This is a genomic window from Micromonospora sp. BL4, assembly GCF_003667505.1.
GTDB lineage: Bacteria > Actinomycetota > Actinomycetes > Mycobacteriales > Micromonosporaceae > Micromonospora.
Genome location: NZ_RCVJ01000122.1, coordinates 1 through 18,895 on the forward strand (window position 1 = coordinate 1; position 18,895 = coordinate 18,895).

The following is an 18,895-nucleotide window of genomic DNA, read 5'->3' on the forward strand; positions in this document are numbered from 1 at the left end:
GGGCGACGGTGAGCCGTCCCGGGCGAACCGACGGGCGGGGCGGGATGTCGCCCGGGCCCACACCGGGTACGGTTGCGGGAAGGCTTCGGCGCTCGGGGCCGGCGCGGTCCGCCGCGACCGGCTGCGGGACGCCGGGCGAGAGGTATCCCTCAGGGGGAGGTGCGATGGTCCTGCTACGCCGGGTGATCGGTGACGCACTGCGGGCGCGCCGGCAGGGGCAGCAGCGCACCCTGCGCGAGGTGTCCACCGCCGCCAACGTCAGCCTCGGTTACCTCTCCGAGATCGAGCGCGGGCACAAGGAGCCGTCCAGCGAGCTGCTCGCCGCGATCTGCGACGCGCTCGGCGCCCGCCTGTCCGAGCTGCTGCGCGAGGTCAGCGACACGGTGGCGCTCGCCGAGCAGATGCCCGGGGTGCTGGTCCCGATGCAGGACGAGTCGGCCGAGGCCGTGCCCGTCGGCGCCGCCCCCGCCGTTCGCAGGAACACCAGCCGGGGCGTCCGTCAGGTCACCTCCGACGGCAAGGTCGCCGTCTCGGTTCGCCAGGAGTCCCCGCTCAAGGCCACGCTGCGCAGCACCCGGGTCCGTCCCACCGAGCGCGACCGGGACGTGGTCTGCGCCGCCTGAGCCCGTCCCTCCGGTTGACCATGGGCGAGTTGGCCCCGGCCGCGTAGGGTTGCCCGCAGGAGCTGCCGGTGCCGTCGACCGCCCGGTACGGATGCCTCATTGGCCTCCGGCTGGGACGATGGAGACCGGCCGGGTCGCGGCCGGCCGTTCATCCGGTCGGGCCGCGGTGGAGCGACGCTACTGAGGGGATACGGCGGAGATGGCGAACCCGTTCGTCAAGGGCTGGAACTACCTGATGGCGCTCTTCGGTGCCAAGATCGACGAGCACGCCGATCCCAAGGTGCAGATTCAGCAGGCCATCGAGGATGCCCAGCGCCAGCACCAGGCGCTGGTTCAGCAGGCTGCCGCGGTGATCGGCAACCAGCGTCAGCTGGAGATGAAGCTGTCCCGGCAGATGTCCGAGGTCGAGCGGTTGCAGGGCAACGCCCGGCAGGCCCTGGTGCTCGCCGACCAGGCTCGGGCCAAGGGTGACGAGACCGAGGCCGGGCGGTTCGAGCAGTCCGCACAGACCCTGGCCACCCAGTTGGTCTCCGCCGAGCAGGCCACCGAGGACCTGAAGACCCTGCACGACCAGGCGCTGGGCGCGGCCGCGCAGGCCCGCCGGGCGGTGGAGAACAACTCGATGATCCTCCAGCAGAAGCTCGCCGAGCGCACCAAGCTGCTCAGCCAGCTGGAGCAGGCCAAGATGCAGGAGACGGTGGCCCGCTCGCTGGAGTCGATGTCGTCGCTGACCGCACCCGGCACCACCCCGTCCCTGGACGAGGTCCGCGACCGCATCGAGCGGCGCTACGCCAACGCGATGGGTCGCGCGGAACTGGCCGGCAACTCGGTCGAGGGCCGGATGATGGAGATTCAGAAGGCGACCATCGACTCGGCCGGCTCGGCCCGGCTGGAGCAGATCCGGTCCAGCATGGCCGGGGAACAGCTCGGCGGCGCGGCGCAGCGACCGGCCGTGCCGCAGGGCGAGAAGACCGGCGCGGCCGGCCCGGCCAGCGACCCGGCCGCCGCTGCCCGGCTGGACGAGCTTCGAGCCAGCATGGCTCGCGAACGGGGCACCGGCGACCCGACCGCCGCCGGCTGAACGACCGGTCCGAGGAGGTCACAGTGGCAGACGAGCGGACGCGGTACTTCCGTCGGTTGGGCCGGCTGCGCCGGTCCGCCCGGCGGTGGAGCGTGCTGGCCGGCGGGCTCGGCGGCGCTGCGGCCGTGCTGACCCCGTACGCCGGCCTCGGTCTGCCCGACGCGGCCTGGGCCGGCGCCGCGGGCGGTGCGGTGGCGCTGGCCGCCTGGCGCTGGATCGACCTGCGCGCGCTGGCCGCCCGGCCGGCGCCCCCCGCGTTGGACCCGGCCGAGGCCGCGGCCCGGTCGCGGGCCCGGCTGGTGGCGGCGGTCGAGCGGCTGCCGATCGGTTCGGGGGTGCTGGCCGAGGTACGCCGCGTCCGCAGCCGCGTCGCGCTGCGTGGCACCAGCGCCGGGCAGCAGTGGGCCCGACTCGATCGGGCGGCGCTCACCCTGGGCGGGATGGCCAACCGGCTCACCGGCCTGGCCGAGCCGGCGGTGCTGGAGGCCGCCGCCGCCGACCAGTCGCTTCGTGACCTGGCCGCCCGGGTGGCCAGCGTCGAACGGGCGCTGCGGTTGGCCCCGGCCGACGCCCGGGCGCCGCTTGCCGAGGCGCACGGCGTGTTGACCGCCCAGTTGGAGAGCGGCGTCGCGGCCTACGAACGGCTGGTGGTCGCCGCCGCCGGCTACCTGGCCGAGGACGCCCGACCGGAGACCGCCCACCCGGCTGCCGCCCGGCTCACCGAGGCGACCGATCTGCTGCACGGCGTGGCCTCGGCGCTGGCCGAGCTGCGCGCGGTCGGCACTCCGTTGCGCGCGCCCACCCGCTGAGCACGCCCGTCCGCTGAGCCGGCGACGCCGCCCACTCACGGCGGGGTGGTGACCGGGATCGGGTCGGTGTACGACGAGCTGCCCACGACGTTGAACGACCGGATCCGGTAGTGGTACGTGACACCTCGGGCCAGCCCGGTGTTGGTGAAGCCGCGACCGGTCACCGTGAAGGTGGCCACCTCCCGGCCGAAGGCCGGGTCCACCGCCCGCTGCACGATGAACCCGGCCCCGGGGCCGGCCGGCGTGCTCGCCGTCCAGGCCAGGACCACCGTCGCGGTGTCCGGCCCCGGCGCGCTGGCGGTGACACCGACCCCGCTCGGCGTGACGGGCGCGGGTGGCGTGCTCACCGCGGCCACCGTCGACCAGGCCGAGGCGGCGCCCAGGTACGTGGTCCGCACCCGGTAGTAGTACGTGGTGTCCGGGGCGACCGTGACGTCCAGGTGGTTGTCACCGACCCCGATCGCGGTGGTGCCCGGGCCACTCGTGAAGGTCGGGTTGGTGGCCCGCTGCACGTCGATGCCGGTGGCGAAGGAGCGGTTCGCCCAGCGCAGCGCCACCCGCAGCGGCGCGGCCGGCGGGATCGCCGCGGCCAACCCGCTCGGGGCGGCCAGGTGCACCGAGGCGGGCACGCTGTTCGACCAGGACGAGTAGCTCACGGCGTTCTCCGCCCGGATCCGGTAGTGGTAGGTGACGCCGGGGGTGACCGTCGCGTCGGTGTAGCGGGTGGCGGTGGCCGCGACGGTGATGGTGGTGACCTCGCCGCCGAAGGTCGCGTCGGTCGCCCGTTGCAGCAGGTGGCTGGTGGCCGGAGGGCGGCCGCCGTTGCCGGTCCAGGCCAGCGCGATCGCCGGGAGCGCGGTGGCCGAGCCGGGGGCCGGCGTGGCGGTCAGCCCGGTCGGCGCCTTCGGCGTCACCCGCAGCACCAACGGCCGGTTCATTCCGAGGTCGCGGTGACCGGCGAGCTGGCTGTGCCAGCGGTACTCCCAGCCCAGGTTGACCAGTTGGTTCACCACCAGGGCGGGTCGCCCGTCGGCCGGGCTGACCGGGGTCGAGCCGGTCCGGGCGCCGGCCGGACGGCCCGGGTCGAGCAGCCGGACGCTGTCGCCCAGCTTGAACGGCAGCGTCGGCGCGACCGGGCGCAGCGCCACCACCACGTCCTCCCGGGGGTTGACCCGGACGATCTCCTTCCAGCCCAGCTCGCTGCCGTGCGGGGGCCGGAGCGTGCCGTCCCAGCCGACCCGGTTGATCAGCTGCACGTCGCAGCCGCCGAAGCGCAGCGGCTCGGTCTGCCGCACGTTGCCGCTGATCCGCCAGAGTTGGGTGCCGTCGGTCGGCGCGCCGACCGGCACCGCCGGATCGGCGGCGAAGAGCACCTCGGTGACGGGATCGGTCGGACCGAGCGGCAGGGTCGCCGGGGTGAGCGGCCCGGCGTTCGGGTGACCGACGCCGAGCCGGCCGGCCAGCCGGCCGTGGTCGGGCTCGAAGACCTGTTGCGCGGCCTTCACCGCGACGGGCAGGGTGACCGGGCCGGCGGCGCCCGCCGGCGTGAAGGTGACCGTGCCGGCGTGCACCGGCACGGTCGTCTCGCGCGCGGTCCGGGTGCCGAACGCCGGGTCGTACGCCGGCTGCGGCACGATCGGCGGGCGCTGGCTGGCCGCGTACGCGAGGGGCAGCCGTTGGCGCAGCCGGGCCACGTCGTAGGGCGGGGCCGGCGCTCCGGTCACCCGGAACTGGAGCAGCGTGCGGGTGTTCGGGCCGTACCCCGGCTCGGTGGGGGGCGGGCCACCCTCGGGGCTCCGGTCCGGCGTGTCGGTGTGCTGGTCGTAGCGCGGGTCGAAGCCGGGCAGCGGCGCCGGGGCGTCGTTGTACAGGATCAGCGTGCTGCCCGGCGGCACGGCGGAGAAGTCGACGAGCACGTCGGCACGCTCGCCGGGAGCGAGCAGCAGCGTGTGCCCGTCGACGTTCAGCACGGTCGGGTCGAGCCGGTCGTAGCGGTAGCCGATCGGCCGGTTCGGCAGCACCACCGGGGCGGGCAGCAGCCCGGCCTCGTTGCCGATCTGGATGAACGCCGGCCCGGCCGCGCGTGGGTCCGGCACCCCGCCGTCGCGTCCGTCCGTCGGCCAGTCCGCCGGCCGGTCCGCGGCCCGCACAGCGGGCACCATCGGCACCTCACCGGCGTCGGCGTCGGCCAGGGCGCCGTCGTCCGTCCACATCGGCGCGTCCGAGCAGGCTCGGTAAAGCTGGAGGTTGAGGCTGCGGTCCAGGCACGCGTTGAGGATCCGGAACCGGTACGCGCGCGGCCGCACCTCCAGGTACGGGTAGGCGACGCCGTTGACCAGCGGGGTGTCGCCGTGCACCTCGGGCACGGCCGACGGGTGCGGCGTGCCGGGGCTCAGCGGCGGCTCCTCCGGCGCGCCGACCGGGTCGTGGTGCGGATTCGGCACCGGGCCGGGCCCGGTCAACGACGGTCCGCCGGTGACGCCGTCCGCCGACGGCCAGCCGTCCGCGACGGGCCAGCCGTCGCTCCGGGTGCCGTCCGGGGCGGTGGTACGCGACCAGGGGCCGTAGTCCCACCGGCCGGTCGGGTTGCGCCCGCCGGACCGGTACGGGTTCTGCCGGGGCTGGTAGACGTGGGGGTGCCAGAGGCTGCCCCGCGCGCCCCAGCGTTCCCGGTCCCAGGTGGGGTCCTCGGCGGCGAGCTGGGTGTCGTCCGGCACGAACGTCTTGTCCTCGATCACCAGCGGCAGCTGGTCGGCCGGCAGCACCCCGTCCGCGACGAGCTGGTCCTCGGCCGGGTCGGTGAGCAGGTAGAGCGCGAGCTGCCCGCCGTAGACGGTGAGCCGGGCCAGGCCGAGGGTGTTGTCGTGGAACCACAGCAGCCGGCCGCTCTGCTCGTTGGGGTAGTAGAGCGTGGTGGCGCCGGCCCCGGGCGGCGGCATGTCCGGCACGTGGGCCAGGCCCGTTCCGGTCGGGTACGGGGTGATCTCCCCGGCCGGGGTGATCCACTGCCCCGGGTTGCCGGCGCTCGTCCAGCCGGTCTGCGCCCCGGCCAGGTGCAGCACCGCCCGGTTCTGCGGGTACGGAGCCGGGCCGTCCAGCGGGCCGGTGCCGGCTCCCTCGACCGTGTCATCGACCGGCAGGAACAACTCGCCGGCCCGGCCGGTGGGGAGCTGGTTGATGAACTTCACCCGGACCGGTCGGCCCCGACGGGCGAGAATCATCGGCCCGAGATGCCAGGGCCGCTCCGGGGGCGCCACCGTGTTGTGGCCGGACGCGTCGGTGCCCAGGTTCAGCTGCCGGTAGCCGCGCAGCCGGGTGGCCGGCAGGTCCCGGTGCAGTCGTTGCGCGTACTCCTGCAGGCCGATCTCGTAGTAGTCGCACCCCGGGTAGCTGATCGTGTCCGGCACCGCCACCGGCAGGTACCCGCCGAGGTCGCTGCCACCCAGCTGACCCGGAGTGGGCAGCGCGTCGACGAACTTGCGCAGCCCGGTGCCCGGCACCACCCGTCCGTGCGGGTCGCGTGCCGGACGGGGGCTGTACGCGAAGTTCGGCACCGGCCCGAAGCGGTGGGGCACGACGGCCGGGTCGAGGCTGGGCGCCGGGGCGGCCTCCTCGACGGTGCGAGCGGCCGGCACGGACGCCACCCGCCCGTTGGTGCCGCCGTTGCTCTCGCGGGCGGTCCGCTCGAACCAGGTGGAGCGGAGTCTGCGAAAAATCGCCATGGCTCTCCCCGGGGTCGGGGCACGAGGGTCGCCACCCCTGCGTGGCGGCCCGGTCGGGCCCGGCACTCTGACGATCGGTGAGCACTCAACCGCAGCATGCGACTCCGGAGGCCGGTTAGGAATTACCCAATCGTCCGTATCTGGGATGACCTCGGTCCGTGCGGGCCGGTCAGGCGGGCGGCGGGGCCCCGGGATGCTCCGGTTGGCAGACCGGGCACCAGTAGGTGACCCGTTCGCCCAGCTCCTGCTTGCGGATCGCGGTGCCGCAGCGACGGCAGGGTTGGGCGCGGCGGCCGTACACGTAGCTGGTCTGCCCCCGGTGCAGCGAGCCGGTGGTGCTCTGCGTCCAGCGGCCCCGGTTGGCGGCGAGCAGCCGCTGCGCCAGGGCCACCGTGCCGGCCAGGTCGGGCACCGCACGCACCGGCGTCCACGGCGAAACCCCGCGCAGGAAGAGCACCTCGCACTTGTAGAGGTTGCCCACCCCGGCCAGGTTGCGCTGGTCGAGCAGCGCTTCGCCGATGGTCTCCTCCGGGCGGGCGGCGAGCCGGCGGACCGCCTCGGCCGGATCCCAGTCGGGGCCGAGCAGGTCGGGGCCGAGGTGACCGACCAGGCCGTCCTCCTCCGCGGTGGGCACCAGGGCCAACTCGTGCAGGTGGTAGCCGACCGCGACCGCGCCGGGGCTGCGCAGCACCACCCGGATCAGGTGTGCCGGTCGCCCGCTCCAGCGTTCCCCGGGCGCGTACGCCCGCCAGGCGCCGTCCATCCGCAGGTGCGAGTGCAGCGTCCAGTGCGCCCCGCCGGCGGGAGCGGTGAGACGGAGCAGCAGGTGCTTGCCCCGGCTGGCCGACTCGCGGACGGTCCAACCGGTGAGGTCCGTGGTGGCCAGCTGGGGCACCCGGAAATCACTGCCGGTGAGACGCGCGCCAGCCAGCGCGCGGTGCAGCACGCGCGCGGTGTTCCAGACGGTGTCGCCTTCGGGCACCTCGCCATCCTCCCTCGTTCGAGCAAGATTCGCATGTGTCGCCATTTGTACTCAGGTTCCTCATGATCTCCCGACATGCGAGGGTCAGGAAGTTCTGAGGAGAATGCCCATGACACGACCCCGATGTCGTACTCGCTCCACCGCCCTCGTCGCCGCCGTGGCCCTCGCGCTCACCGCCGCGCTGCTGCCCGCCACCAGCCCCGTTTCGGCCACCCCCGCGGTCGGCCAGCCGCTGACCCTCACCGCCGCCGCACCGGGCGGCGAACGGTGGAACGCCGACCTGTCCGTCGTCGACCGGGACGACGTCAACGTCCGGCGCAGCGCCGCCGGGCTCCGGCTGCGCGAGGCCCGGGCCGCCGGGCGCAACCACAGCGCGGTCGCCGAGGGAATGCTGCTGACCGCCCCGCGCACCCTCACCCGGCCGGCCACCCGGGTCCGCGCCGAGATCACCGCGCAGGTGCCCGCCGGTGCCACCGTGGAGGCGCAGGTCCGGGGCTGGCGGGTCAGCGGTTGGAGCGAGTGGCGGGCCGCGACCGCCGGCGCCGTCTTCGACCGGCCGGTCAGCCGGGTGCAGACCCGGGTGGTGCTCACCGCGCGGGCCGGCGGCGCCACCGCGACGGTACGCGGCGTCCAGCTCACCGCCGACGCGACCGCCGCCGTCTCCGCCGCCACACCCGGCCGCACCTACCGGGTGTACGCCACCCGGATCGGACTGGTCGGCGAGCTGACCGCCAACGGCCGTACGGTGCAGCCGCGGGACCACTTCGCGGCGCTGCCGTCGCGGCGCGGGCTCTCCCCGCTCAACAGCGGCGACTACACCGTGCGGGTGTGCACCACCAACGGCTCCCGCTGCGAGTACGCGCCGGTCTGGGACGTCGGGCCGTGGAACACCCGCGACGACTACTGGAACCCGTCGGCCGTGCGGGAGAACTGGAAGAACCTGCCGCAGGGTCGGCCCGAGGCGCAGGCCGCGTACCAGTCCGGCTACAACGGCGGGCGGGACCAGTTCGGGCGTACGGTGCTCAACCCGGCCGGCATCGACCTGGCCGACGGCACCTTCTGGGACGGCTTGCGGCTGACCACCAACGCCTGGGTGGACGTGGCCTACCTGTGGACCGGTGACGGGCCGCGCGGGGTCGTCGGCGACGGGCCGCTCAACATCCGCACCGGGGCCAGCACGTCGTACCCGACCCGTGGCCTCGCCGCCCGGTTCGCCAACGTGCCGATCCAGTGCTACGTCACCGGCCAGTCGGTGGCCGGCCCCTACCGCACCACCACCCGGTGGAACCGCCTGGCCACCGGGCAATACGTCAGCCACGCGTACATCTCCGCCGTGTACGGCGGCTCCGTGCCGGTCTGCTGACCCGGGCTCAGCCCCGTCGGGCGCCGTCCGGGCGCTCGTCGGGGCGGGCCGGGCGAACCATGTCCTGATAGCGCGGGTGGCTGGCCCCGTAGACGGCGTAGTTGAGTCGGGCGTGCGAAAGGCTCAGGTCGCCGTTGGGGCCGCCCCGAACCGCGTCGGCGTCGGCGTCGGACTGGCCGTCGTCGGTCCAGAAGCAGACCGGGCAGGTCCCGCCGCCGGTCCGGGAGGCGCAGCAGGGACAGGCCACGGGAACCACGTGTTCACCCACCGGGGAAGCATTCCACAGTCGAACATCAGCCTGCGACCCGCACGAGGTCACCGGGGGCCACCCCGACCGGGACCGTCGTCGGTGGTCAGCGAGATCCAGGGCGCGGCAGACCTGCCGGCAGGCTGACCCTGGACGCCGGTGAGCAGCTCCAGGACCACCTCGTCGTGCAACGGAATCCCATCCTCGCCCACCAGCGGAATCTCCGGCTTGAGCAGCCGGGCACGGTCCACCGCGCCCCGGTCCACGCGGACCAGCCGCATGCCGCGCCGCTGGTAGAACCGCAACGCCCGCAGGTTGTCGTTGGAGGTGATCAGCCACACCCGGGTCAGGCCCGCCGCAGCCGCCGTCGCCGTCGCCGCCGACAGCAGCGCGGTCCCCACGCCGCCACCGGACACCGCCGCCACCACGCTGACCACCTCCAGGCCCTCGGCGTCGACCCGGTGGGCCAGCGCGCCCACCACCGCGCCCGCGCCGTCCACCGCCGCCAGCGTCGGCAGGGTACGCAGGTCGTACCGGGTGTCGTGGGCGATCACGTACGGGCCGCCCCACTCGCGTTCGTGCAACGCGTCGACCGCCGTCCGCTCGGCAGGGCCGGCCGCCCGCACCTCGATAGCCACGTCCCAGCCTCCCGATCGCGCCGGTCTGCTACGCCGGCCCGGAGCGTACCCGCGTCGCCCGGTCGACCGGGGGCTGGCGGATATGGGACACCGCACTGGCCGACCGGCCACTCCCGCCATCGGGCGCTGTTGGGCAGACTGCCCTGGTGAATCCTCGGAACCTGCCCGCCGTCGCGGTCCTCGTGATCGCCGTCGCCCTCACCGCCGGCTGCGGCAGCGACGACGCCGCTCAGCCGGACGCCGCCTCGTCCGCCCCGGCCCCGGCGACCACCGGTCCGTCGAGCGAGGCGACGCTCCCGGCAGCCCCGTCCAGCGCCAGCGGCGTGGCCGCCCCGCCGGCTCCGCCCGCCGGCGCCCAAGGGACGACCGAGCGCCGGCCAGCCAGCCCGCCGCCGGTGGTGCTGCCCAAGCGGCCGGCCGCGGCGCCCGGTGCGAAGCAGGTCGTCGAGGCGTTCAAGGCCGCCGGCCTGAAGGTTCCGCACCCGAAGGACCGCTCGATCGACTGTGGACCGGACGGGCTCGGCCTGGGCTGCTCCGAGCTGATCGCCACCGACGCCGTCACGGTGTACGTGTTCCCCGACGAGATCAGCGCGAGCGACATCGCGGAGACCTGGAGCGGCCAGTCGTACCGGCACGGCGCGGTGGTGCTCAACTACCTGCAGGCGAAGACCCCGGCCGCGGACCGCAGGCGCTACGAGAAGGTCCTCGCCGGCCTCCGCTGAGCACCGCGATCACCACCCGCCCCAGGGCGGCCACACCGGCAGTGACGAGAGCGGGTCAGCCGCGCAGGCGCAGGCCGCGCGGAGTGGCCCGGAAGCCGGCGGCGGTCAGGGCGTCGCGCAGCGGTGACGAGTGCACCGCCTCACCGTCGGCCCGCTCCACCGACATCGCGCCCAACGCTCCGGAGTGGACGGCGTCGGCGAGGGCCTTACCGGCCGCGGCGAGCGTGTCGGCGTCGTCGGTGAAGGAGAGCAGCGTGCGGCCGCCACGCTCCACGTAGAGCACCAGATCGCCGGCGACCTGCACCACCAGCGCGCCAGCCTTACGGCCGGCCCGGTGCCCGGTCGCCGGGGCGGCGCCGTCGCCGGAGTCGATCACCCGGTCCGGCCAGGGCAGCGCCGCGCCGTACGGGTTGGCCGGGTCGGTTGCGGCGAGCACCGTCGCCGGCCCGCCCCGGGACCGGGCACCGTCGGCCGGCTCGGCCAGCGCACGGAGTCGGTCCACCGCGCCGGGCACCGCGAACTGCGCCGCGCCCAGCCCCTCCACGAAGTAGCCGCGGCGGGCCGCGCCGCGCTCCTCCAGCGCCGACAGCACTGGATAGACCGCGGAGAACCCACCGACCACCTGCTCGGCCATGACCGCGCCGCGGGTGACCACCCCGTGCCGCTCCAGCAACACGTCGGCGAGAGCGGCGGCGCGACGGGTCGGGTCGAGGTCCCGTTCCGGTAGCCGCGACCAACGTCCGGCGACGGTCGGCGGGCCACCGCGGGTGGGCAGCGCCACCCGGCCGGGTCGTCGGTAGCGGGTGCGCGGCGCGGACGGCCGGGAACGATGCGCCCCGCCGGCCCCGAGCACCGCGCGCAGCGGAGCGAGGGTGTCGTTGGTGAGGTGACCGGCCCAGACCAGGTCCCAGATCACCGCGGTCAGCGCGGCGTCGTCGGTCGAGGCGACCCGGTCGGCCAGTGGCCGGAAGAACAACGCCTGCCCGTCGCCGAGCGCGTCGAGCACCGCCTCGTGCAGCGGGGTCCGGGTCAGCGCCTCATCGGGCGGAGGGAGCAGCAGTGGGGCGGTGTCCGCGTACGCCAGGGTGACCCAGCCGTCGCCGCCGGAGATCGCCCCCGACCCGGCCCAGACCACCTCCCCGCTGGCGCACAACTCGTCGAGCTGGGCGGGGGAGTAGTCGGCGACCCGGCCGGGCAGCACCAGGCGCTCCAGCGCGGACGCCGGCACCGCCGCGCCCTGCAACTGCTCCACGGTGGCGGCGAGCGCCTCCACCCCTCGGGCGGACGAGCCGACCTGCTGCCAGCGGGGCAGGAACGTGGCCAGCGCCCGGGGCGGCACCGGCTCGATCTCCCGCCGCAGCGCCGCGAGCGAGCGGCGGCGCAGCAGCCGCAGCACCTCCGCGTCGCACCACTGGGCGCCGGCGGAATCCGGGGTGAACTCTCCGGACACCACCCGACCGGTGGCGCCGAGCCGACGCAGCGTCTGCTCCACGACGAACACGCCGAGACCGAACCGGGCCGCGCAACTCGCGGCGGCGAACGGCCCGTGGGTACGCGCGTAGCGGGCCACCAGGTCGCCGAGCGGATCGGCCACCGGGGCGAGGTACGCCTCGGCCACCCCGACCGGCAGCGCCACACCGAGCGCGTCGCGCAGCCGGGCCGCGTCCTCGACGCCCACCCAGCGCTGCTCACCGGCGATCCGGACCCGCAGCACCCGGCGGGCGGCCTCCAGCTCGGTCAGCCAGGCCTCCGGCACACCCCGCTCGGTCAACTCGGCGTCGCTCAGGTCACCGAGCACCCGCAGCAGCTCGACGACGTCCTCCGCATCGCGGGGGCGGCGTTGCTCGGTCAGCCACCGCAGCTGCCGCTCGGTCTCGGTGAGCACGGCCGGATCGAGCAACTCGCGCAGGTCGACCCGGCCGAGCAGCTCACCGAGGAGCGTGGAGTCCAGGGCCAGCGCGGCAGCGCGCCGCTCGGCCAGCGGGGCGTCGCCCTCGTAGAGGAACGCACCGACGTAACCGAAGAGCAGCGACCGGGCGAACGGGGACGGCGCGCTGGTCTCGACCTCGACCAGCCGCACCTTCCGGGCGGCCAGGTCGCGCATCAGCCCGGCCAGCGCCGGCTGGTCGAAGACGTCCTGGAGGCACTCCCGGGCGGCCTCCAGGGTGACCGGGAAGTCGGCGTACTCGCGGGCCACGTCGAGCAGCTGCGCGGCACGTTGCCGCTGCTGCCAGAGCGGCTGTCGGCGACGCGGGTCGCGGCGGGGCAGCAGCAGCGACCGGGCGGCGCACTCCCGGAACCGGGCGGCGAAGAGCGCGGAGGTGCCCACCGACTCCTCGACCAGCTGGGCGATCTCGTCGGGCTCGAAGACCACCACGTCGGCGCCGGGTGGCTCGTCGGCCGTGTCCGGCAGCCGCACCACGATGCCGTCGTCGGAGGGCATCACCTGGGCGTCCACCCCGTACCGCTCGGCCAGCCGGCGGCCCACGGCGAGGGCCCACGGCCCGTTGACGCGGGCGCCGAGGACGCTGTGCACCGCCAGTCGCCAATCGCCCAGCTCGTCGCGGAACCGTTCGACCACGATCGTGCGGTCGTCCGGCAGCGATCGGGTGGCCTCGCGCTGCTCGCGCAGGTAGGCCATCAGGTTGGCGGCGGCCCAGTCGTCCAGCCCGCCGTCGCGCAACGCGGTCAGCGCCGCCTCGTCGCTCTGCCGTAGCAGGGTGCGCACCCGGGCGCCGATGGCCCGGCCGAGCTCCACCGGCCGGCCCAGCTGGTCGCCCTTCCAGAACGGCATCCGGGCAGCCTGCCCCGGGGCCGGCGAGACCAGCACCCGGTCGGGGGTGATCTCCTCGATCCGCCAGGAGGAAGAGCCGAGCAGGAACACGTCGCCCACCCGCGACTCGTAGACCATCTCCTCGTCCAGCTCGCCGACCCGCGCGGCCCGCTCTGCCCCGGCCAGGAAGACGCCGAACAGGCCCCGGTCGGGGATGGTGCCACCGCTGGTCACCGCGAGCCGCTGCGCGCCGGGCCGGCCGGTCAGCACGTCGGTGGTCCGGTCCCAGACGAGCCGGGGCCGCAGCTCGGCGAAGGCGGTGGACGGGTAGCGGCCGGAGAGCATGTCGAGCACGGCGTGCAGCGCGGAGTCGGGCAACTCGGCGAACGGCGCGGCGCGGCGGACCAGCACGGCCAGATCACCGAGGCGCCACGGCTCCAGTGCCACCATCGCGACGATCTGCTGGGCCAGCACGTCCAGTGGGTTGCGCGGGTAGTGCAGCTCCTCGATCGCGCCGTCGGTCATCCGCTCGGCGACCACCGCGCAGGAGAGCAGGTCGCCCCGGTGCTTCGGGAAGACCACCCCGCGGGAGACCGCGCCCACCTGGTGCCCGGCCCGGCCGACGCGTTGCAGGCCGGCGGCCACGCTCGGCGGCGCCTCGATCTGCACCACCAGGTCGACCGCGCCCATGTCGATGCCCAGCTCCAGGCTGGAGGTGGCCACCACCGCCGGGAGCTGGCCCGACTTGAGCGCCTCCTCGATGTGCTTGCGCTCCTCCCGGGAGACGCTGCCGTGGTGTGCTCTGGCGATCACCGGCGTCGCTCCGGTGGCCGCGCCGGACTGGGCCATCACCTCCGCCGGTTGCCGGTTGTGGACCGGACCGGCCGGGCCATCCGCCGCCTCTTCGGCCGCCAGCTCGTTGAGTCGCGCACAGAGCCGTTCGGCGCTGCGCCGGGAGTTGGTGAAGACGATGGTCGAGCGGTGCTCGCCGATCAGCGAGAAGACCCGCTCCTCGACGGCCGGCCAGATCGAGGCGCGGCGCGGCCCGGGGCCGCCGAGGTCGTCCTCCGGCGGCTGCTCCTGCTCGTCCAGGCGGGTCATGTCCTCCACCGGCACCTGCACGCTGACCTCGATGGTCTTCGCGGTGGCCGGCTGCACGACGTCGACCGGTCGGGCGCCGCCGAGGAACCGGGCGCAGGCGTCGATCGGCCGGACCGTGGCGGAGAGGCCGATCCGTTGCGCCGGCGCGGGCAGCAGCTCGTCGAGGCGTTCCAGCGAGAGCGCGAGGTGGGCGCCGCGCTTGCTGCCGGCCACCGCGTGCACCTCGTCGACGATCACCGTCTGGACGCCGCGCAGTGAATCCCGCGCGGCGGAGGTGAGCAGCAGGAACAGCGACTCGGGCGTGGTGATGAGGATGTCCGGTGGGGTGCGGGCGAAGGCTCGTCGCTCGTCGGCCGGGGTGTCGCCGGTGCGCATGCCGACGGTGATGTCGGGCGGGGTGACGCCGAGCCGGGTCGCCGCCTGCCGGATGCCGGCCAGCGGAGCGCGCAGGTTGCGCTCGACGTCGACGGCGAGCGCCTTGAGCGGGCTGACGTAGAGCACCCGGCAGCGCTGCCGGGCCTCGGCCGGGGCGGGCTCGCGGGCCAGCCGGTCGAGGGACCAGAGGAAGGCCGCGAGCGTCTTGCCGGAGCCGGTGGGCGCCACCACGAGGGCGTTGCGGCCGGCGGCGACCGATCGCCAGGCGCCGACCTGGGCGGCGGTGGGGGCGGCGAAGGCGGCGTCGAACCAGGCACGGGTGGCCGGGCCGAACCCGGCCAGCACCCCGGCCGTGTCTGCGTCTGCGCCGGTCACCGGTCCATCGTGCCCCGCGGGTACGACAACGACGAGCGGCCCGCGGCGAAACGTGTCCGACTCGGAGTCATAAGCACTGGATGCGCGCTTAATGCGTTAAGTCTCACTTAACTGCTTGCTTGTGAGGAGCAACATAAAGTAACTTCACTCGCAACGCGAACCGGGGTGGGGGGATCGGATGGCCGGCGAGCAGCGGAATGTCGAACCCGGCACCGACGTGCTGATCCGCAAGGTCGACAGCCACCTCGCCACGCTCCGGGGCGGCCTGCACGGGCCGGAGCTGGAACTCGCCGAACGCCTCGCCCGCTGCCTACGTGAGCTGGTCATCTCCACCGCGCAGGCCAGCGCCGCCGACCGCGGCCAGGTGCGCGTCGCCGTCCACTACTTCGTGCTGCGCCGGGAGAGCCGCGGTCGACTGCTCTCGGTGCGGTCGCTGGCCGCCGCGGAGCGCGTGGTCGACAAGGTCGCCCGCCAGCTCGGTCGCGTCGACCTGCTGGCCGAGCTGCGCCGCGACCGCCCCGCCCCCGACGACGCGCTGCCCGTCGGGGACGCCCTGCTGCGCTGACGCCGGCCGCGGCTCGCCCGTCGGCCCCGCGCGCCCGCCTGCCGCGGACGAATTCCGGCAAAACGGCCCGAGGGGCGACGAACTGGCGTCTGATCGCTGCTAGGCGCCACCGCTGCACGGGCGTCGGCCACCTCGACCGGGAGCGCGGGTGCTGGTACTACTCATCCTCCATCTCGTGGCGGCACTCCTCGCGCCGCTGCTCGTGCGGTGGTGGGGTCCCCGTGCGTGCTACCCGCTGGCGCTGGCGCCGGCCGCCGCGTTCGGCTGGGCGGTGGCCCGTACCCCCGCCGTCGGCCAGGGCGGGGCGGTGGTCGAGACGTACCCGTGGATCCGGCAGCTGGACCTCGACATCGCGCTGCGGCTCACCACGCTGTCCTGGCTGATGACCATGCTGATCGGCGGCGTGGGCGCGCTGGTGCTGATCTACTGCGCCCGGTACTTCACCGCCGGCTCGATCGGGCTGGCGCGGTTCGCGGCGGTCCTGGTCGCCTTCGCCGGAGCGATGCTCGTCCTGGTCTTCGCCGACGACCTGCTGCTGCTCTACGTCGGCTGGGAGCTGACCACGATCTTCTCGTACCTGCTGATCGGGCACAGCACCGAACGGCGGTCCAGCCGGTGGGCGGCGGCGCAGGCGCTGACGGTCACCACGCTGGGCGGGCTGGCCATGCTGGTCGGGTTCATCCTGCTGGGCGAGCACGCGGGCAGCTACCGCTGGTCGGAGATCGCCGCACAGCCGCTGCCCGGTGGCGGCTACCTGGTCACCGCCGTGCTGCTGATCCTGGCCGGCGCGCTGTCCAAGTCGGCGGTGCTGCCGTTCAGCTCCTGGCTGCCGGTCGCGATGGCGGCACCCACGCCGGTCAGCGCCTACCTGCACGCGGCCGCCATGGTCAAGGCCGGCGTCTACCTGGTCGGGCTGCTCGCGCCGGTGCTGGCCGTGATCGGCCCCTGGCGGCCCGTGGTCCAGGTCGCCGGCCTGGCCACCATGCTGGTCGGCGGCTGGGCGGCGCTGCGGCAGACCGACCTGAAGCTGCTGCTGGCGTACGGAACGATCAGCCAGCTCGGCCTGCTGGTCGTGGTGACCGGGTCCGGCACGCCGGACGCCGCGCTGGCCGGTACGGCGATGCTGCTGGCGCACGCGCTGTTCAAGGCGGCGCTGTTCCTGGTGGTCGGCGTCATCGATCACGGCGCCGGCACCCGCGACCTGCACGAGTTGTCCGGGCTGCGGCACTGGTCCCGACCGCTGTTCGTGGTCGCGGTGCTGGCCGCGGCGTCGATGGCCGGTGTGCCGCCGTTGGTCGGCTTCGTGGCCAAGGAGGCGGTCTTCGCGGCGTTCACCGACCGGCCGGCGCTCCTCGCCGGTCTCGTCGCCGGAACGGTGCTCACCGTCGCGTACAGCGCCCGCTTCGTCTGGGGCGCGTTCGCCGACCGGCCGGGCGTGGCGCCGGTCCAGCCGGCCCCGATCGCCGGCGCGCTGCTGATCCCACCGGCGGTGCTGGCCGGCGTCGGGTTGCTCGCCGGCCCGGCCGCCGGACTGCTGGACGGCCTGTTGCGCCCGTACGCCGATCTGTTCGGCGACGTCCACGCCCACCTCGCGCTCTGGTCCGGACCGACCCCGGCGCTCGGCCTGTCCGCGCTGGCGCTCGCCGGCGGCGGCCTGCTCTTCGCGCTGCGCGGGCCGCTCGCCCCGATGCTGGCCCGGCTCCGCTGGCCGGTCAGCGGCAACCAGGGCTACGAGTGGGTCGTGGGCCGGTTCGACCGGCTGGCCATCGAGGTCACCGGGGCGACCCAGCGCGGTTCCCTGCCGCAGTATCTGGGCGTCATCCTGGTCGCCCTGGTGCTGCTGCCCGGCGGGGCGATGCTCGCCGTCGGCCCCTGGCAGGCCCGGATCCCGCTCTGGGACAGCCCGCTGCAACCGGTGGTCGTGCTGGTGATCGGGGTGGCCGCGGTGCTGGCGGTCGGCGCCCGCCGCCGGCTGACCGCGATGCTGCTGGTGGGGGTGACCGGCTACGGCAGCGCGATGCTCTTCGTCCTGCACGGCGCGCCCGACCTCGCGCTCACGCAGTTCCTGGTGGAGACCGCGACCATCGCGGTCTTCGTGCTGGTGCTGCGCCGCCTGCCCAACCGGTTCTCGGCCCGCCCGCTGCGCCGCAGCCGGTGGGCGCGCCGGGCGATCGGGGTGGCGGTGGGCGTGGTGGCCGCCGGGCTGGCCCTCGTCGCCGCCGGCGCCCGCCGGGCGCCGGACATCTCCGCCGTCTTCCCGGACCTGGCGGTGGCGCAGGGGTACGGCCGCAACGTGGTCAACGTGACCCTGGTCGACATTCGGGCCTGGGACACCATGGGTGAGCTGGCGGTGCTGGTGGTGGCGGCGACCGGGGTCGCGAGCCTGATCTTCGAACGGTCCCGCACCGGGCCCCGGCCGCGCCGGCCGGAGTCGGCCGGCCCGGCGAACCAGACCGACCGGCCGGTGTGGCTGCGCGGCGGCCCCACGCTGGACGAGGAGCGCCGCTCCATCGTGCTGGAGGTGGTCATCCGGCTGATCTTCCACACCGTGGTGCTCTTCTCCCTGTTCCTGCTCTTCTCCGGGCACAACGCGCCGGGCGGAGGCTTCGCCGGCGGGCTGGTGGCGGGCCTCGCCCTGGTGGTCCGCTACCTGGCCGGCGGCCGGTACGAGCTGGCGGAGGCCGCACCGGTCGGCGCCGGCACGGTCCTCGGCGCCGGGCTGGCCCTGTCGGTGGGTACCGGCGTGGTGGCGCTGCTGGCGGGCGGATCGGTGCTGGAGAGCGCGAAGGTCGACCGGTCCATACCGCTGGTCGGCGACGCGCACCTGGTCACCTCGCTCTTCTTCGACATCGGTGTGTACCTGGTCGTGGTCGGGCTGGTGCTGGACATCCTGCGCAGCCTCGGGGCCGAGGTGGACCGGCACATCGAGGCGACCGGACCCGCCACGGGCGGGCTCACCGTCGGCAAGGGGGACCGGCCGTGAGCGCGAGGAGTGAACCGGTTCTGCGAGCCGCGCAGTCGCGAACACAGGTGGCACCGTGACCGACAGCGGCGCCGGGCCCGTGCTGGTGCTGGTGCTCGCCGTCGGGGTGCTGGTCGGTTGCGGGGTGATCCTGCTGCTGGAGCGCAGCCTGACCCGGATCCTGCTCGGCGTGATCCTGATCGGCAACGGGGTCAATCTGCTGATCCTGCTGGGCGGTCGGTCCGGTGGGGCACCGATCGTCGGCACCGGCCCCGTGGACCGGATGAGCGACCCGCTGGCGCAGGCCATGGTGCTGACCTCCATCGTGATCACCTTCGGGTTCACCGCGTTCCTGCTCGCCGTGGCGTACCGGAGCTGGTACCTCAGCGGCGACGACGAGGTGCCCGACGATCTGGAGGACCGGCAGATCGTCAGCCGGGCCGAGCGCAACGACGTGGGCACCGTGGACCTCGGCGGGGAGGGCCCGGACGGCGACCCGGAGCAGGTCGATCCCGAGCCCGCCCGACGCCGGCTGCGGCGCGGGGAAGAGGCGTGAT

13 protein-coding genes are annotated in these 18,895 nt (G+C 74.9%); 8 read left to right on the forward strand and 5 right to left on the reverse strand.

Annotated features, from left to right (window positions below; all coding sequences use genetic code 11):
* Nucleotides 1-164 precede the first annotated feature (164 nt).
* The 3 genes from EAD89_RS13890 (at nt 165) to EAD89_RS13900 (ending at nt 2,513) form a co-directional block, all read left to right on the forward strand.
* Nucleotides 165-623 carry a helix-turn-helix domain-containing protein gene (locus EAD89_RS13890; protein ID WP_121655540.1) on the forward strand — a complete coding sequence of 153 codons (459 nt, stop codon included), beginning with the start codon at nt 165-167 and terminating at the stop codon, nt 621-623.
* A 199-nt stretch (nt 624-822) separates the two neighbouring features.
* Nucleotides 823-1,704, forward strand: a complete 882-nt coding sequence (locus EAD89_RS13895; RefSeq protein WP_121655541.1) for a PspA/IM30 family protein — start codon at nt 823-825, stop codon at nt 1,702-1,704.
* A gap of 23 nt (nt 1,705-1,727) precedes the next feature.
* On the forward strand, nt 1,728-2,513 hold the full coding sequence (locus tag EAD89_RS13900; RefSeq protein ID WP_121675985.1) for a hypothetical protein: 786 nt from the start codon (nt 1,728-1,730) through the stop codon (nt 2,511-2,513).
* A 35-nt stretch (nt 2,514-2,548) separates the two neighbouring features.
* On the opposite strand, the gene EAD89_RS13905 is transcribed toward EAD89_RS13900, so the two are convergent.
* The gene (locus EAD89_RS13905) at nt 2,549-6,235 is read right to left on the reverse strand and encodes a hypothetical protein (RefSeq protein ID WP_121675986.1); all 3,687 of its coding nucleotides are present in this window, start codon (nt 6,233-6,235) and stop codon (nt 2,549-2,551) included.
* A 169-nt stretch (nt 6,236-6,404) separates the two neighbouring features.
* Nucleotides 6,405-7,217: a DNA-formamidopyrimidine glycosylase family protein gene (locus tag EAD89_RS13910; protein ID WP_121675987.1), complete on the reverse strand. Its 813-nt coding sequence runs from the start codon at nt 7,215-7,217 to the stop codon at nt 6,405-6,407.
* Between the two features lie 109 nt (nt 7,218-7,326).
* Between EAD89_RS13910 and EAD89_RS13915 the strand changes: the two genes are divergently transcribed.
* On the forward strand, nt 7,327-8,580 hold the full coding sequence (locus EAD89_RS13915) for a hypothetical protein (protein WP_121652673.1): 1,254 nt from the start codon (nt 7,327-7,329) through the stop codon (nt 8,578-8,580).
* 7 nt (nt 8,581-8,587) lie between these two features.
* Here EAD89_RS13915 and EAD89_RS13920 read toward each other — a convergent pair whose 3' ends face one another.
* Nucleotides 8,588-8,848 carry a CPCC family cysteine-rich protein gene (locus EAD89_RS13920; RefSeq protein WP_109815454.1) on the reverse strand — a complete coding sequence of 87 codons (261 nt, stop codon included), beginning with the start codon at nt 8,846-8,848 and terminating at the stop codon, nt 8,588-8,590.
* A 47-nt stretch (nt 8,849-8,895) separates the two neighbouring features.
* Nucleotides 8,896-9,465, reverse strand: a complete 570-nt coding sequence (locus EAD89_RS13925; RefSeq protein WP_199733503.1) for a GNAT family N-acetyltransferase — start codon at nt 9,463-9,465, stop codon at nt 8,896-8,898.
* Between the two features lie 146 nt (nt 9,466-9,611).
* Here EAD89_RS13925 and EAD89_RS30465 point away from each other — a divergent pair, with 146 nt between their 5' ends.
* A complete protein-coding gene (locus EAD89_RS30465; RefSeq protein WP_158610735.1) occupies nt 9,612-10,187 on the forward strand; it encodes a hypothetical protein in 576 nt (191 codons plus the stop codon).
* Between the two features lie 55 nt (nt 10,188-10,242).
* Here EAD89_RS30465 and EAD89_RS13935 read toward each other — a convergent pair whose 3' ends face one another.
* Nucleotides 10,243-14,811 (reverse strand): ATP-dependent helicase, encoded by a 4,569-nt coding sequence (locus EAD89_RS13935; protein ID WP_121675989.1) that lies wholly within the window; start codon nt 14,809-14,811, stop codon nt 10,243-10,245.
* A gap of 178 nt (nt 14,812-14,989) precedes the next feature.
* On the opposite strand from EAD89_RS13935, the gene EAD89_RS13940 reads away from it, so the two are divergent.
* From EAD89_RS13940 to EAD89_RS13950, 3 genes are all read left to right on the forward strand, one after another.
* Nucleotides 14,990-15,376: a hypothetical protein gene (locus tag EAD89_RS13940; RefSeq protein ID WP_121657145.1), complete on the forward strand. Its 387-nt coding sequence runs from the start codon at nt 14,990-14,992 to the stop codon at nt 15,374-15,376.
* Between the two features lie 148 nt (nt 15,377-15,524).
* Nucleotides 15,525-18,359, forward strand: a complete 2,835-nt coding sequence (locus tag EAD89_RS13945) for a Na+/H+ antiporter subunit A (protein WP_121675990.1) — start codon at nt 15,525-15,527, stop codon at nt 18,357-18,359.
* A gap of 55 nt (nt 18,360-18,414) precedes the next feature.
* Nucleotides 18,415-18,894, forward strand: coding sequence for a Na(+)/H(+) antiporter subunit C (locus tag EAD89_RS13950; protein ID WP_121675991.1), 480 nt, complete (start codon nt 18,415-18,417; stop codon nt 18,892-18,894).
* Nucleotide 18,895 lies beyond the last annotated feature (1 nt).